The following is a 15,037-nucleotide window of genomic DNA, read 5'->3' as shown; positions in this document are numbered from 1 at the left end:
TGCCGACGGGTAGCGTCTTCATATGGACGTCGACTCCGCACGGGAACCAGCGATGGCTCCGGATCCGCTGACCGAGATCACTCGGTTCGGCGAGTTCCTGCGCGGTCTCGACCAGGGCGACACCGAAGCGGAGACGCTGGCGCGGATCACTGCGCTCGAAGAACTCAGATCCGCTGTCGTCGCCGCACAGTCCAAAGAGGCCGTGGCCTTCGAAGCGCTGCGTATCGGACGGGACCGACTCAACCGGGTGCCGGCGATCGACTGCGGAAAGCGCGCCGGCGACGAGGTCGGGCTGGCGAAGAAGGTCTCTCCCGGATCGGGCAGGAAGTTTCTCAGCACTGCCCGCACGATCGTCATCGGGATGCCCAACACCTTCAAGGCCCTGGCCAAGGGGGAGATCTCCGAGGACAAAGCGCGCATCATGGTCGACGAGACCGCGGTCCTCGCCGATGCCGATCGACGCAAGGTCGATACGCGGATGAAGCGCAGTCTGGAGCCGACAGGGCTGCGCAGCCTGCGCGCCGAAGTACGTGCGCTCAGCGCCGAGATGGACGCCGAAGCGGCTGCGAAGCGGGCAGCGAAAGCAGCGACCAATCGTCGTGTGAACCTGACCGTGATCGATGACGGGATGGCCAGGATCTCCGCGATCCTGCCGCTTCCACAGGCCGTCGCCGCCTATGAGAGCCTCCGGGCCGGTGCTGAGTCGATCACTGTCGCCGCTGATGCAGGCGGGCGGAACCGCCAGCAGGTGCTCGCCGACACCTTTGTCGAACGACTGAGCGGCCAATCGAGCGCAACGGCGGTGCCCTCGGAGATCCATCTGCTCGTCGAGGCCGAATCTCTGCTTTCTGACGGACTCGTACCGGCCTGGCTGCCCGGGTTCGGGCCGTTGCCGGCGAAGACGGCAAGGGAATTCGTTGCCGCGAACGAGGCGAAGATGTTCATCAGCAGGATCTTCACCCGCCCCGACGACGGACAGCTGGTGGGAATGGACTCGAAGAGCCGGGAGTTCACCGGACGATTGCGGCAGATGATCACGTTCCGCGACGATGTATGCCGAACTCCGTGGTGTGATGCCCCGATCCGGCACGCCGACCACGCCCGGCCGGTCGCATCGGGTGGAGCGACCACCTGGGAGAACGGTTCAGGCCTGTGCGCATCCTGCAACTACGCGAAAGAGCACCCCGGATGGAAGCACGAAGCCACAGCGGAGGGCCTGCGGGTCACCACACCGAGCGGGCGCACCTACGATGTGGCCACGCCCGCGGTGATCCGCCGCATGCGGTTTCCGCGCCCCGAAGCGGTGTCCGAACCCGGAGGTTCGCCGCCAGGGGTCGATTGGCGCCAAGCCCTCTCTCGATTCCTCGAACCGCAGCGGGAAGAAGAGCCACAGCGAGACCTCCGCCAACCACAGCCGGACCTCCTCGAACCACAGCGGGACCTCCCCGAACCACAGCGGGGCGAGTCGCCGCGCAGGGCTGAGGGTTTTCCGATCGAGTTCCAGTCGATCGTCCCGAGATTCGTACTGCCCGAGCAGTTGCAACAGCGGTATTGCACCCGTGCCGAGAAGATCGCCGACTGGCGCAGACGCAATGCGCACCGGCGGCTGACAGCGACGGACTGCAAAGGCAGCCCGGTCGAGACGGAACTGGTAAAGGCAGTCTTCGGACCGGACTGAGTCGGAGCTGCATACCTGAGCCGAGGCTGCGTACCTGGGCTGAGGCAGCGTGTCGGATCTGGAACATCGTGGGAACACCTGTCACACGAATGCTGCAGATAATCGTGGGTATGGGCACGGCGGGTAGGAACGGCAGTTCACGATGGACGACAGCGCGAGGGCGAAGTCTCAACCTCGCAGCGCGTGTGCTCCCGTTGGGATCGGTGGCCTGCTGGGTGATCACGGCCTTCGTGCCTGTCCTCGACAGCGGCGGGAACGGATCGATGCGGATCCGTGTGACGTCTCTCGGATTCTCCCCGATCGACATGAATGACCTCAATCCGGGGTACCTCGCGCTCTGGATCATCATCCTCACCGGCGCGTTCACTGCCTGGCTGCTGTCCGCCTCGAAATGGTGGTCGATCGCAGCGATCGTTCTCGGTACGGTCCTGGGGCTGCACCTGCTGCAGATGGTCGCCGATCCGCCGATCCTGATGTGGGACGGACAGACCGCGAACGGGATGCTCACCGGGGGCATGGAGGTCGCCTATCCTGCGGCAGGCTTCGGTTTGTGGGTCCTGGGAAGCATCCTCTTCGTCGCCGCGGGAATTTGTGGACTGGTCGCCGAGGCCCAAAAGAATCGTCACCGCCGTGAACGAATCAAACGCTGCATGGCCAAACGCCATGGTCCCGCCGCGTGAGGCTGGTTCCGGGTCTTCGGACACATCGCTGCCGGCGTCGAGGGTTGGCAGCACAAGCGAAATGCCCCCGACCACAGGTCGAGGGCACTTGAGCCTCAGCATTCTGAAAAGGGGCTGTTGCCTCAGTCAGCCGCTGCAGTCATTCGCGTCACTTCACGGGTTCGAAGACTCCTGCGAAGTAGTCGCCGATCTCGGAGTGCGCCTCGAGCGGGAAGACACCCGACACGTACTGATCGGGCCGGACCACGACGACGGCACCGTCACGGCTGATCTCACGCACGTCGAAGATGTCGTCGTCGGACAGGGCAGCGTAGATCTTCTCTACGTATTCGAGATCGAAGGCACCGACATGCGGGCGGAAGACCCGCGGCACATCGGGGAACGCGAACTCGGCATGCTCCTGCTGGTAGATGACGCTGAGCTCGATGAGGGCGTCGAGGTCTTCGTCGGCGCGGCGGTAGGCGACCAGGGGAGAGGTCGGATCGGATTCGAGCCACTGCGCCAGTCCTGCCACCTTGGACTCTGCGGTGCCATCGACCGCTGCGGTCGGAGCCGCGGCATCAGCGAAGACGTACACGCGCCAACGGCCATCGGCCTTCGCCTCATGGCCGAGGTGGATGAAGTTCGCATCGCAGCTGCGCTGGACACGAGCGGATTTGAAGCGTTTGCCGATCGGGAACCCGGCGGCCAGCTCCTGATGCTTCGTCGACGTCGTGATCATCGACTCCGTGTACTCGGTCATGAACCCGGCGGGGAACTCCGCAGTCTTGACGTAGAACTCCTCGAGGTAGGCCTTGTCCGGGAGTTCCTCCTGCGGAGTCGCCATGAGCGTCGACCACTCCTTGTCGAAATCGATGAGGTTCTTCGCCGTCACCTGACGCTCGGCCGAATAGGTGCGCAGCAGCTCCGTCGACGACCGGCCCGTGATGACCTGGCCGAGCTTCCAGGCGATGTTGAAGCCGTCCTGCATCGACACGTTCATGCCCTGACCGGCCTTCGCCGAGTGCGTGTGGCAGGCATCGCCGGTGATGAACACGCGCGGGCAGGGCGAACCCGGGTCGGTCTCATCGGTATCGTCGAAGGCATCGGTGAGTCGGTGGCCGACTTCGTAGACCGAATGCCAGGCGACATTCTTCACATCGAGGCTGTAGGGCGCGATGATCGCATTCGCGCGCCGGATGATCTCGTCGATGCTCGTCTGCCGGACCTTGCGAGCATCGTCTTCGGGCACCTCGCCGAGGTCGACGTACATCCGGAAGAGGTGACCGCCCTCGCGGGGGATGTGGAGGATGTTGCCGTGCTTCGACGAGATCGCGCACTTGGTGCGGATGTCGGGGAAGTCGGAGTTCGCGAGGACATCCATGACACCCCAGGCATGATTGGCCTGGTCACCGGACATGGTCCGCCCGATCGACGAGCGCACCTTCGACCGGGCCCCATCGCAGCCGACGACGTAACCGGCACGGATGGTCCGTTCCTCACCGGCACGGTCACCGGCGGTGTAGCGGACGGTGACGGACACCGGATGGTCGTTGACGGGCGCATCCTCACCGGCGGAATCGACGGAGAGGTCGACGAACTCGATGCCGTAGTCAGGAGTGATCCGACCGGGGGACTGGACGGCGAACTGGGCGAAGTAGTCGAGCACGCGGGCCTGGTTGACGATGAGGTGCGGGAACTCGCTGATCCCGTGTTCGTCATCCTTGGGCCGTCCGGTGCGGATGATGTGCTCGGGGTTGTCCGGATCCGGATTCCAGAACGACATCTCCGTGATGTGATAACCCTCGCGCATGATCTCCTCGGCGAAACCGAAGGCCTGGAAGGTCTCGACCGATCGAGCCTGGATGCCATCGGCCTGACCGATGACCAGACGGGAATCGCGCTTCTCGATCATCCGGGCGTTGACCTCGGGATACTGCGAGAGCTGAGCGGCCGCGATCATTCCCGCGGGGCCGCTGCCGACGATGAGGACGTCGACCTCATCGGGCAGGTCCTCGCTGCGATCGATTCCGCAGCCCGCGGCTTCCTCGATCCGCGGGTCAGCGGACACATAGCCGTTCTGATGGAAATGCATGTCAACCTCCGGTTCTTGACACGTCGTCGTGATACTCGAATGCTATCAGTTCATATACGATCGAGCGTTTTCAGGGTGGCACTCGTCACCGTCGTCGCAGGTCACTGGCGAAGAGCCGCTTCGGTGGCGGAAGTCGCCTGCCTCCGCGAGCCGATCCCGATGATCGGACTCACGGCCTGCTCCTCCTCGTGGTCGGGGCCCAGCGGGATGCCGGTGCGATCGCGCAGCAGCAGAGTCGCGACCAGTGCGAGCGCGGCCACGACACCCAGATACACCGCCACCGAGGTGGTCGTGCCCGTCTCGGACACGAGAGCTTTCGCGATCGTCGGGGCGAAGGCGCCGCCGAGGATCGACCCGATCGCATAGGACACCGACACCCCGGAGAAGCGGACGCTGGAGGGAAAGAGCTCGGCGTACATCGCTGGCTGCTGACCGTAGGTGAAGCCGAGGCCGACGGTGAGGATGACGAGGCCGAGCAGGAGCATGCCCAGTGATCCGGTGTTGACCAGCGGGAACAGCGAGAAGATGCCCACGAGCAGGAAGGCCCAGCCGAGCAGGTAGGAGTTCCGCCGCCCGATCTTGTCCGACACCGCGCCGGCGAGGATCGTGAAGATCAGCCAGGACACCGCCGAGGCGGCCACCGCCCACAGCACGGGACCGCGCTCGAGGCCGATGGGTCCGGCCGGATCCGTGGCGTAGTTCTGGATGTATCCGCCGGTGGTCATGTACCCGGCGGCGTTGTTGCCCATGAACACGAGCGAGGCGAGGATGACGAGCAGCCAGTGGCCCCTGAAGAGCTTGCCCAGCGGGTTCGACACCTGTTCCTTGCGTGCGGCGATCTCATGGAAGACGGGGGACTCCTCGACTCCGCGGCGGATCCAGTAGCCGATGAGGACGAGCGCGATGGACAGGAAGAACGGCACTCGCCACCCCCACTCGAGGAAGGCGTCGCCCGGAGCGATCGAGGTCATCAGCGCGAGCACACCCGAGGACAGGAGCAGGCCGATGGACACGCCGATCTGCGGGAAGGAACCGCGCAGTCCGCGGGACTCCTCGTCCGCGTGCTCGACGGCGAGGAGGACGGCTCCGCCCCATTCGCCGCCGGCCGAGATGCCCTGGATGATACGCAGGACGATGAGCATGGCCGGGGCGATGACGCCGACGGAGTCATAGGTCGGCAGGGCGCCGATGAGAGCCGTGGCCGCGCCCATGGCGATGAGTGTGATGATGAGGACGGCGCGACGGCCGAGCTTGTCGCCGAAGTGTCCGGCGAGGAAGGCGCCCAGGGGGCGGAAGAGGAAGCTGATGCCGACCGTCGCGAAGGCGACCATGGTCGACAGGGTCGACCCGAGCGGGCCGAAGAAGAGCTCGTTGAAGATCAGCCCCGAGGCCGCGGCGTAGAGGAAGTAGTCGTACCACTCGATGCTCGTGCCCACGATCGTCGCGAACGCCACTCGGGTCTGAGTGTGCTTCTGTGCTGCCATGACTCCTGTGTCCTGTCGTGCGTCTGCGGTGCATCCCGACCGCATTCTCTGTGGTCTGGATTACTTGTCGCTGGGAACCGTATCATATACGATTCATTGTGAAGCCAATCGAAATGAGGTGTGAGATCGATGTCGACTCCAACTGGTGTTCCCGTCCGTCCCGGCAAGATCATTGCCGTTCATGTGGCCTATGAGTCCCGCGCGGCTCAGCGCGGAAAGCGTCCCGCGCAGCCGTCCTACTTCCTCAAGACCGCGAGCTCAGTCGCCGGAACCGGGGAGACCATCGAGCGGCCGGCCGGAACCTCGCTGCTCGCCTTCGAAGGGGAGGTCGCCATCGTCATCGGCACCGCCGCCCGCGGCATCACCGAGACCGATGCCTGGTCCCATGTGGCCGGAGTGACCGCGTCGAACGACTTCGGCCTCTACGACATGAAGACCCCGGACAAGGGATCGAACGTGCGCTCGAAGAGCCGCGACGGCTACACCCCGCTGGGCCCCGAGCTCATCCCCGCCGCCGAGGCGGCCCCCGAATCCCTGCGCATCCGCACCTGGGTCAACGGCGAAGTCGTCCAAGACGACGGCACCAGTGCCGAACAGCTCATCTTCAGCCTGCCGCGCATCATCGCCGACCTCAGCCAGCACCTCACCCTCGAACCCGGCGACGTCATCCTCACCGGCACCCCGGCCGGATCCTCGGTCGTCGCGCCCGGCGACACGGTCGAGGTCGAGGTCACGGCCGCCTCGGCGAACGGAGGGGAACTGAGCTCCGGTCGTCTGAGCACCACCGTGGTCGAGGGCCCCGGCGGATTCGACGAAAGCCTCGGCAGCCTGCCTGCCGTGAACGAGACGCTGACCGTCGACGCGTGGGGCTCCCGCGAAGCCGCGGGGCTGCCTGCCGAGGACGCCGCGGCGACCGTGGAGGGCGGACTCGGCGAGGATCTCGTCGCCAGGCTCACCGAGGCCCCGACCGCCGGGCTGTCCGCGCAGCTGCGCGCACGCGGACTCAACAATGTCGTCATCGAAGGCGTGGCCCCGCTGCAGCCGGGAGCGAAGGTCGTCGGGACCGCGAAGACTCTGCGCTTCGTGCCCAATCGTGAGGACCTGTTCAAGTCCCACGGCGGCGGCTACAACGCGCAGAAGCAGGCCTTCGACTCCATCTGCCCCGGAGAGGTCATCGTCATCGAGGCCCGCGGCGAATCCGGTTCGGGCACACTCGGCGACATCCTCGCCCTGCGCGCGAAGTCACTCGGCGCCACCGGTGTCATCACCGACGGGGGAGTCCGCGACTCCGCCGAGGTGGCCGGCATCCTGCCTGTGTTCGCCACCGCGAAGAACCCCGCCGTGCTCGGCCGCCGCCACGTGCCGTGGGAGTCGGACGTGGCTGTGGCCTGCGGCAACGCCACCGTCCTGCCCGGTGATGTCATCGTCGCCGACGACGACGGAGCCATCGTCATCCCGCGCGACCTCGCCGAGGAAGTCGTCGACGCCGCCCTGGCCAAGGAGATCGAAGACGGCTGGGTGGCCGACCAGGTCGCCGCCGGCAACCCGATCGAAGGGCTCTTCCCGCCCAAGGGCGAGTGGAAGGCGAAATTCGAGGATTGGAAGGCCTCCCGGTGACGACCGAGACCCCGTCACCCGCGTCCGCCCCGTCGCCCGCGTCCGCCTCCTCCACGGCCTCGCTGAGCAAGGCCGAGACGGCGTATCGGTGGATCCGTGAACGCGTCGCCGACCAGACGTATCAGCCCGGGCATAAGCTCGTGCTCGCGCAGATCGCGCTCGCCCTCGACACCTCGGTGGTGCCGGTGCGCGAGGCGATCCGCCGGCTCGAAGCCGATGGGCTCGTGACCTTCGAACGCAATGTCGGCGCCCGCGTGGCCATGGTCGATCAGGGCTCCTACGCACAGTCGATGGACACCGTTGCGATCCTCGAAGGGGCGGCGGTCGCCCAGGCCAAGGACCACCTCGGCGCCGCTGATCTCGACGCCGCCGAGGAGATCAACGATCGGATGCGGGTGCTGCTGACGGACTTCGAGCCGTCCGAATTCACTCGGCTCAACCACGAGTTCCACGAAGCGCTCTACCGGCGCTGCCCCAACGAACGGCTGTGCACCCTCGTCGGACTCGAATGGGATCGGCTCTCGCACCTGCGGGATTCGACGTTCTCCTTCGTGCCCGAACGGGCGCTCGAATCCGTCGAGGAGCACTCCCGCATCGTCGCGCTCATCCGGGCCCGCGCCTCGGCTCAGGAGATCGAACGGGCCGTGCGCGAGCACCGTTCGGCCACACTGCACAGCTACCAGAACCTGCAGATGACCACCGCTTCGACCACAGAACCACGAAAGGACAAGTCATGACACAGTCCATCACCCCGCCGGCCGATATGCCGGAGAAGATCCGCCACTACATCGGCGGCGAGTTCGTCGACTCGATCGACGGGGACGAATTCGACGTCCTCAATCCGGTGACGAACGAGCCCTACATCAAGGCCGCCTCGGGTAAGAAGGCCGACATCGAGGCCGCTGTCGCCTCGGCGAAGAAGGCCTTCGATGAGGGCCCGTGGCCGACGATGCTGCCGCGTGAGCGCGCCCGCATCCTGGGCCGGATCGCCGACATCGTCGAGTCCCGCAAGGACGAGCTCGCCGCGATGGAGTCCTTCGACTCCGGTCTGCCCATCACTCAGGCCAAGGGCCAGGCGGCCCGGGCGGCGGAGAACTTCCGCTTCTTCGCCGACCTCATCGTCGCCCAGGTCGACGATGCCTTCAAGGTCCCCGGGCGACAGGCGAACTACGTCAACCGCAAGCCCATCGGCGTGGCCGGACTCATCACCCCGTGGAACACTCCGTTCATGCTCGAATCCTGGAAGCTGGGACCGGCGATCGCGACCGGCAACACCGTCGTGCTCAAGCCCGCCGAGTTCACCCCGCTCTCGGCCTCACTCTGGCCCGGCATCTTCGAAGAGGCCGGACTGCCCACCGGTGTCTTCAACATGGTCAACGGCTATGGCGAAGAGGGCTTCGCCGGCGATTCGCTGGTCAAGCACCCGGACGTCCCGCTCATCTCCTTCACCGGCGAGTCGGCGACCGGGCAGACGATCTTCGCCAATGCCGCTCCCTGGCTCAAAGGCCTGTCGATGGAGCTCGGCGGGAAGTCACCTGCCGTGGTCTTCGCCGATGCGGACCTCGACGCGGCCGTCAACGCCACGATCTTCGGCGTCTTCTCGCTCAACGGCGAACGCTGCACCGCCGGTTCGCGCATCCTCGTCGAGGACTCGATCTACGACGAGTTCGTCGAGCGCTACGCCGCCCAGGCCAAGCGTGTGAAGGTCGGTCTGCCCTCGGATGAAACCACCGAGGTGGCTGCGCTCGTCCACCCCGAGCACTACGAGAAGGTCATGTCCTACGTCGAGATCGGCAAGACCGAGGCCCGCCTCGTCGCCGGCGGCGGACGGCCGGACGGCTTCGAGACCGGCAACTTCGTCGAACCCACCGTATTCGCCGATGTGGGACCCGATGCTCGGATCTTCCAGGAGGAGATCTTCGGGCCCGTCGTCGCCATCACCCCCTTCTCCTCCGACGAGGAGGCCCTGGAGCTGGCCAACAACACGAAGTACGGTCTGGCCGCCTACATCTGGACCTCGGATCTCAAGCGGGCGCACAACTTCTCGCAGGCCGTCGAGTCGGGCATGGTGTGGTTGAACTCGAACAACGTCCGTGACCTGCGCACCCCCTTCGGCGGAGTCAAGGCTTCGGGCCTCGGCCACGAGGGCGGCTACCGTTCGATCGACTTCTACACGGAACAGCAGTCCGTGCACATCAACCTCGGCGAGGTCCACAACCCGGTCTTCGGCAAGCAGTGATCCCGCCCGCCGTCATTCCTTCGACTCACTGACCCTTTAAGGAAAACCCATGTCCACTGCCATCCCAACCCCGTCCGTCCCCGCTCCGGATGTCCTGCGCTGCGCGTATATGGAACTCGTCGTCACCGACCTGAAGAAGTCGCGTGACTTCTACGTCGACGTGCTCGACCTGCAGGTCACCGAGGAGGACGAGAACACCGTCTACCTGCGCTCGATGGAGGAATTCATCCACCACAACCTCGTGCTGCGGCAGGGGCCGGTCGCCGCCGCGGCCGCGTTCTCCTACCGCGTGCGCACCCCCGAAGACGTCGACCGCGCCGAAGCGTACTACCGCGAGCTCGGCTGCGAAGTCCGCCGCAGCAAGGACGGCTTCGTGCGCGGCATCGGCGATTCGGTGCGCGTGCAGGACCCGTTGGGCTTCCCCTACGAGTTCTTCTATGAGGTCGAGCATGTCGAGCGCCTGGCCTGGCGCTACGACCTGTACTCGCCGGGAGCGCTCGTCCGGCTCGACCACTTCAACCAGGTCACCCCGGACGTGCCGAAGGCCGTGGACTACATGGAGAAGCTCGGCTTCCGTGTGACCGAGGACATCCAGGACTCCGAGGGCACCGTCTATGCGGCGTGGATGCGTCGCAAACCGACCGTCCACGACACCGCGATGACCGGCGGTGACGGCCCGCGCATGCACCATGTCGCCTTCGCCACGCATGAGAAGCACAACATCCTCGCCATCTGCGACAAGCTCGGTGCGCTGCGACTGTCGGACTCGATCGAGCGCGGACCCGGACGCCACGGCGTCTCGAACGCCTTCTACCTCTACCTGCGTGACCCGGACGGGCACCGGATCGAGATCTACACCCAGGACTACTACACCGGTGACCCCGACAACCCGCGCGTGACCTGGGACGTCCACGACAATCAGCGTCGCGACTGGTGGGGCAACCCGGTCGTGCCCTCCTGGTACACCGATGCCTCGCTCGTGCTCGACCTCGACGGGGCGCCGATGCCGGTCCTCGAACGCACCGACGACTCCGAGATGGAAGTGACCATCGGCGCCGACGGGTTCTCCTACACCCGGCGTGAGGACGCGGACTCGAAGTTCGGTGCCCGCTCGGGAGCCGATGACGGCGAGGACGAGTTCAAGCTCGGTCACCAGCTGTGACCGACTGCCGGCCACAGCGCAGAGAGGATGACAATGCTCGATGAGACGACGATCGCGGCCATCGCCGACGATCTCGCGGAAGCCGAGCGGACCCGGTCGAAGATCGGTCTGCTCACCGCGAAGTACCCGGACATGACCGTTGAGGACTCCTACGCGGTGCAGAACGAATGGCGCCGCCGCGGAGAGGCCGAGGGCAGACGGCTCTTTGGCCACAAGATCGGACTGACCTCGAAGCCGATGCAGCAGGCCACCGGCATCAGCGAACCCGACTACGGGGCGATCTTCGCCGACCAGGTCTATGACACCGGGTCCGTGATCGATCACTCGAAGTATTCGGGGGTGCGCATCGAAGTCGAACTCGCCTTCGTGCTGAAGGACGAGCTGCGCGGACCCGATGTCAGCCTCTTCGACGTCCTCCGCGCCACCGAATACGTCATCCCGGCGCTCGAGGTCCTGTCCTCGCGCATCGAGATGGAAGGGCGCACGATCGTCGACACCATTTCGGACAATGCGGCGTTGGGTGCGATGGTCCTCGGCGGGCGGCCGGTCGCCGTCGATGCCGTGGATCTGCGCCGGGTCAATGCGCTGCTCTACCGCAATGAGACGATCGAGGACTCCGGGGTCGCCGCCGCCGTGCTCGATCATCCGGCCCGCGGCATCGTGTGGCTGGCGAACAAACTCGCCGAACACGGCCATGTGCTGCAGGCCGGGGAGACGGTGCTGGCCGGGTCGTTCACCCGCCCCATGTGGGTCCATCCCGGCGACACCGTCCACGCCGACTACGGAGAACTGGGAGTCATCACATGTCGTTTCGAGTAGAACTTCCGCAGACCTTCGCCGACCGGGTCGCTGGCCTCGACGAAGGACAGCACCTGGCCGGGATGTGGGTGTGCTCGGGTTCGCCCGTGGCCGCCGAGATCGCGGCAGCCTCCGGAATGCAGTGGGTGCTCATCGACGCCGAGCATTCGCCGATCGGATTCGAGACCACGGTGAGTCTGCTGCAGGCGATGAACGGCTATCCGGCCACCGCCGTGGTCCGGGTGCCGGTCAACGATCGGGTGCTCATCAAGCAGTACCTCGACCTCGGTGCGCAGAACCTGCTCGTCCCGATGATCGACACGAAAGCCGACGCCGAGGCGGCTGTGGCGGCCATGCACTATCCGCCGAGGGGAGTGCGCGGGGTCGGTTCGGCCTTGGCCAGGGTCTCCCGGTGGAACGCTGTGGACGGGTACCTGACGTGGGCCGCGGAGTTCGTGTCTCTGACCGTCCAGATCGAATCGGCGACCGCGGTCGACAATGCTGCGGAGATCGCCGCCGTCGACGGCATCGACCAGATCTTCGTCGGGCCCTCCGATCTGGCGGCGTCGATGGGGCTGCTCGGCCAGCAGACGCATCCGGATGTCACGGACGCGGTGGCCAGGACCTTCGAGGCGGTGAAGGCGGCGGGCAAACCCGTCGGCGTCAATGCCTTCGATCCGGAGCAGGCGCAGAAGTACTTGGATGCCGGGGCCTCGTTCGTCCTCGTCGGCGCCGATGTCGGGCTGATGATGAACGGTGCCCGAGCTTGGGCGAAGACCTGGGTCCAGGACTGAGCACACCTCACCCCCGTCCGCGAACATGCGGTCGGGGGTGAAGTGCCTTTACCGTCGGCCTCATTCCTTGTCGCGGCTGCGACCTGTCAGGAGCAGGACCGTGGAGCCGAGGCCGACGAGGACGATGCCCATGCCGATGAGCATTCCATTGCCCGTGGTGCCGGTGCGAGGAAGTTCGGCCGGTGGGCCCGGGGCCGCCGGGGTCTCGGCAACCGGTGCGACCGGTGGGGTCTGCGGCTTCTTCGGGGCCGCGGGCTGCTCAGGCTGCTCGGGAGGCGCTGGGGGAGTCGTCGGCTGCTCAGGCGGGGCCGGGGATTCCGGCGGAGTGCTGGGTTTCTCCGGTGGTGCCGGCGGGGTGCTCGGCTTCTCCTCGGGCGGACGGTGCACGGTCTCGGCCGGGACGCCCCAGTCGCTCGTCCACGCCGCGTTGACATCGCTGCCGTCGATCTCTGTCACATAGGTGACCCACCCGACCGGCATGTCGATGGCTTCGGTGCTCACCTCGGCGTGACCGTCAGCGTCGGCGACGACGGTGAAGTCCTGCACGGACAGTTCCTCGCCGTCGGGCTTCGCGGACTGCTCGGGCTCATCCTCCACGTGGTAGGTGGTGACGGTGAGCACGGCTTCGGATCCGGGGTGCAACCCGGTCACAGCCACCTCGTCGTGGGTCGATGTTCCCTCGAGCACCGCCTCGGTGTCGGCCTGCGGAGTCCAGGGGACGAATCCGGTCTCGCGGGGCTGACCGTGGATGCCCTTCCATTCCTTCGTTGCCGTGTCCCCGGCGATCGTCTCGGTGAAGTACAGCCAGCCGCGGAAATCCTCCGGCACACTGATCTCATCGGAGGTGTGCGTGCCGTTGCCGACCTTCTTCGAGGTCACGGACCCGATCGCGCGGGCATCGTCGTTCTTCGTGCCCAGTGTCGGTCGTGCAGCTGTCTGCCACAGAGTGTGTTCGACAGTGACGGTGTGGTCGCCGATGAGTCCGGAGACGGTGAACTCATCGGTGACGGCATCGCCGGGCGTCGGAGTCTGGTCCGAGATCTCGGTGGTCACCTTCGGCTGGGAACTCAGTTCGAGGGTCGCCTTGTCCGCGACTTCTGCGGGACTGTCAGGGGTGATGACCCGCTGGACCCGGGTGCCCGAAGTCGGTTCGAAGACGCGCACGGTCTGCGGGGCGACCTTCGCGGAGGCGGTGACCGACAGGGTGCCGGGGGCGCTCGCCTGCAGCGTCGTGGTCACGGCCTCGTTCCCGGTGGTCAGCGTCGTCGGGACGTCTTTCGCCCCGGCCGCCTGGAGCGTGATGGGGACATCGGGAACCTGTGCTCCGGAGGCGCTGGTCAGCGAGATCGTCAGCGTCGCCTCGTCGGTGGGGGTGCCGAGGATCTTGCCCTTGTCGGTATCAGGCTCGGGTTCAGGCGTCTCGGAGTCAGGTGTCTCGGAGTCAGGAGAAGAGGAGGACTCCGCGACCGCATAGGGTTCGAGCACGGGCATCTGCAGGACTGGTTCGAGGCTGATATCGAGCGTGTACGGGCCCGCGTACTTCTTCGCCTTCGCAAGGATCGTCGAGTGCTGTTTCGCGGCACCGTCGAACTTCTTGCCCAGGTCGCCCGGTTTCTGCGGAGGCACCTTGTGATCATGGGGGAGTTCCTTGTCGAGACGGGCCATGGCGCTCAGCGCCGCCTGCACGTCCTTCGATTTCGAGTCGGCGTATTCGTGCAGAGCCCACGCGGTGCGGGCCGAAGTCACCTGTTCGGCTTCGGCACGCTTGAAGTACTTCGCCAGCGGAGACTTCTTCCCCGCATCGATGCAATAGGCCGAGGTGTCCGGGAAGGTCCGATACGAGCCGTACCAGGTCTTGCCCTGCTTCGCATGGTGCCAGATACCGGGTCCGTAGGCGTTCGGCGCGGTGAGCACGGGAACCTCGCCGAGGCTGACCGGCGGGCCCGCGGCCATCGCCGGGCCCAGCCCGATGAGTGAGGCCACGGTGAGGACGGTGAGGAGCAGTGCGGTGCGCAGCGATGCGAGTCTGAGAGTAGTCATGGACCGATTCGACATGGCACGTCCGTCCCTGGGCCAGAGCTCTCGGAGCGCCTGTGGAAACGGGTTCCTGTGTCCACAGGTTTCGGCGTTCGAGTCGACGATCATCAGGGTGTCTCCGGGTGGGGGAGTGGGGTGGCCTGGGTCTGGCGCCTCCGGTCGGACTTCGCGCCGAAGCGGCCGCATCAGCGTCCGAAGCAGTCGCCGTCAAACCGGCTGCTGTCCACAGCCGAATACGTTCGAGTCGGGTCTCGGCCGACATTCGCAATAGGTGGCAGTCGGCTGAAGTGTTGCTGGACGGATACATGGCGCGGGTCTCGGCCGACGACGTTCGACCATAGACTTGTGGGGAGCGGTACATTCCCCATCGAAGAAGGACGATCTATGTCGGCACAGAACGGTCCCGGAGCGCAGGGTCCGAACCAGCCCGGAGTGCAGCGACCCCAGCCGCCCCAGGTGCAGGATCCACGGAAC

Annotated in this window: 11 protein-coding genes; 8 read left to right on the top strand and 3 right to left on the bottom strand. The window is 66.0% G+C overall.

Annotation, left to right across the window (positions count from 1 at the left end; translation table 11 throughout):
• Positions 1 to 22: 22 nt before the first annotated feature.
• Positions 23 to 1,678 carry an HNH endonuclease gene (locus ACSE4D_RS04650; protein ID WP_135537377.1) on the top strand — a complete coding sequence of 552 codons (1,656 nt, stop codon included), beginning with the start codon at positions 23 to 25 and terminating at the stop codon, positions 1,676 to 1,678.
• 185 nt (positions 1,679 to 1,863) lie between these two features.
• Positions 1,864 to 2,358: a hypothetical protein gene (locus ACSE4D_RS04645; RefSeq protein WP_135537376.1), complete on the top strand. Its 495-nt coding sequence runs from the start codon at positions 1,864 to 1,866 to the stop codon at positions 2,356 to 2,358.
• A 148-nt stretch (positions 2,359 to 2,506) separates the two neighbouring features.
• Here the strand turns inward: ACSE4D_RS04645 and ACSE4D_RS04640 are convergent, their stop codons facing one another.
• Positions 2,507 to 4,432: an FAD-binding monooxygenase gene (locus tag ACSE4D_RS04640; protein WP_436326705.1), complete on the bottom strand. Its 1,926-nt coding sequence runs from the start codon at positions 4,430 to 4,432 to the stop codon at positions 2,507 to 2,509.
• A 101-nt stretch (positions 4,433 to 4,533) separates the two neighbouring features.
• Complete coding sequence (locus tag ACSE4D_RS04635) at positions 4,534 to 5,916, bottom strand: MFS transporter (protein ID WP_135537374.1); 1,383 nt, start codon at positions 5,914 to 5,916, stop codon at positions 4,534 to 4,536.
• A gap of 129 nt (positions 5,917 to 6,045) precedes the next feature.
• Here ACSE4D_RS04635 and ACSE4D_RS04630 point away from each other — a divergent pair, with 129 nt between their 5' ends.
• The 6 genes from ACSE4D_RS04630 to ACSE4D_RS04605 are packed head-to-tail and all read left to right on the top strand — an operon-like array spanning position 6,046 to position 12,526.
• Positions 6,046 to 7,533 (top strand): fumarylacetoacetate hydrolase family protein, encoded by a 1,488-nt coding sequence (locus ACSE4D_RS04630; RefSeq protein ID WP_436326704.1) that lies wholly within the window; start codon positions 6,046 to 6,048, stop codon positions 7,531 to 7,533.
• A complete protein-coding gene (locus ACSE4D_RS04625; RefSeq protein WP_135537372.1) occupies positions 7,530 to 8,270 on the top strand; it encodes a GntR family transcriptional regulator in 741 nt (246 codons plus the stop codon). Before ACSE4D_RS04630 ends, ACSE4D_RS04625 begins: the two co-directional genes overlap by 4 nt.
• The gene (locus ACSE4D_RS04620; RefSeq protein WP_135537371.1) at positions 8,267 to 9,772 is read left to right on the top strand and encodes an aldehyde dehydrogenase; all 1,506 of its coding nucleotides are present in this window, start codon (positions 8,267 to 8,269) and stop codon (positions 9,770 to 9,772) included. The genes ACSE4D_RS04625 and ACSE4D_RS04620 overlap by 4 nt, the downstream gene beginning before the upstream one ends.
• Before the next feature lie 49 nt (positions 9,773 to 9,821).
• Positions 9,822 to 10,934: a 3,4-dihydroxyphenylacetate 2,3-dioxygenase gene (hpaD, locus tag ACSE4D_RS04615; RefSeq protein ID WP_135537370.1), complete on the top strand. Its 1,113-nt coding sequence runs from the start codon at positions 9,822 to 9,824 to the stop codon at positions 10,932 to 10,934.
• Between the two features lie 33 nt (positions 10,935 to 10,967).
• Positions 10,968 to 11,753 (top strand): fumarylacetoacetate hydrolase family protein, encoded by a 786-nt coding sequence (locus ACSE4D_RS04610; RefSeq protein ID WP_436326703.1) that lies wholly within the window; start codon positions 10,968 to 10,970, stop codon positions 11,751 to 11,753.
• Positions 11,738 to 12,526: an HpcH/HpaI aldolase family protein gene (locus ACSE4D_RS04605; protein WP_436326702.1), complete on the top strand. Its 789-nt coding sequence runs from the start codon at positions 11,738 to 11,740 to the stop codon at positions 12,524 to 12,526. The genes ACSE4D_RS04610 and ACSE4D_RS04605 overlap by 16 nt, the downstream gene beginning before the upstream one ends.
• A gap of 60 nt (positions 12,527 to 12,586) precedes the next feature.
• Here ACSE4D_RS04605 and ACSE4D_RS04600 read toward each other — a convergent pair whose 3' ends face one another.
• The gene (locus tag ACSE4D_RS04600; RefSeq protein WP_436326701.1) at positions 12,587 to 14,566 is read right to left on the bottom strand and encodes an LPXTG cell wall anchor domain-containing protein; all 1,980 of its coding nucleotides are present in this window, start codon (positions 14,564 to 14,566) and stop codon (positions 12,587 to 12,589) included.
• Between the last annotated feature and the right edge of the window lie 471 nt (positions 14,567 to 15,037).

This window comes from Brevibacterium sp. FAM 27836 (genome assembly GCF_051351055.1).
GTDB lineage: Bacteria > Actinomycetota > Actinomycetes > Actinomycetales > Brevibacteriaceae > Brevibacterium.
Note: the sequence above shows the minus strand (reverse complement) of the source record. Positions and strands in the feature narration are given on the sequence as shown.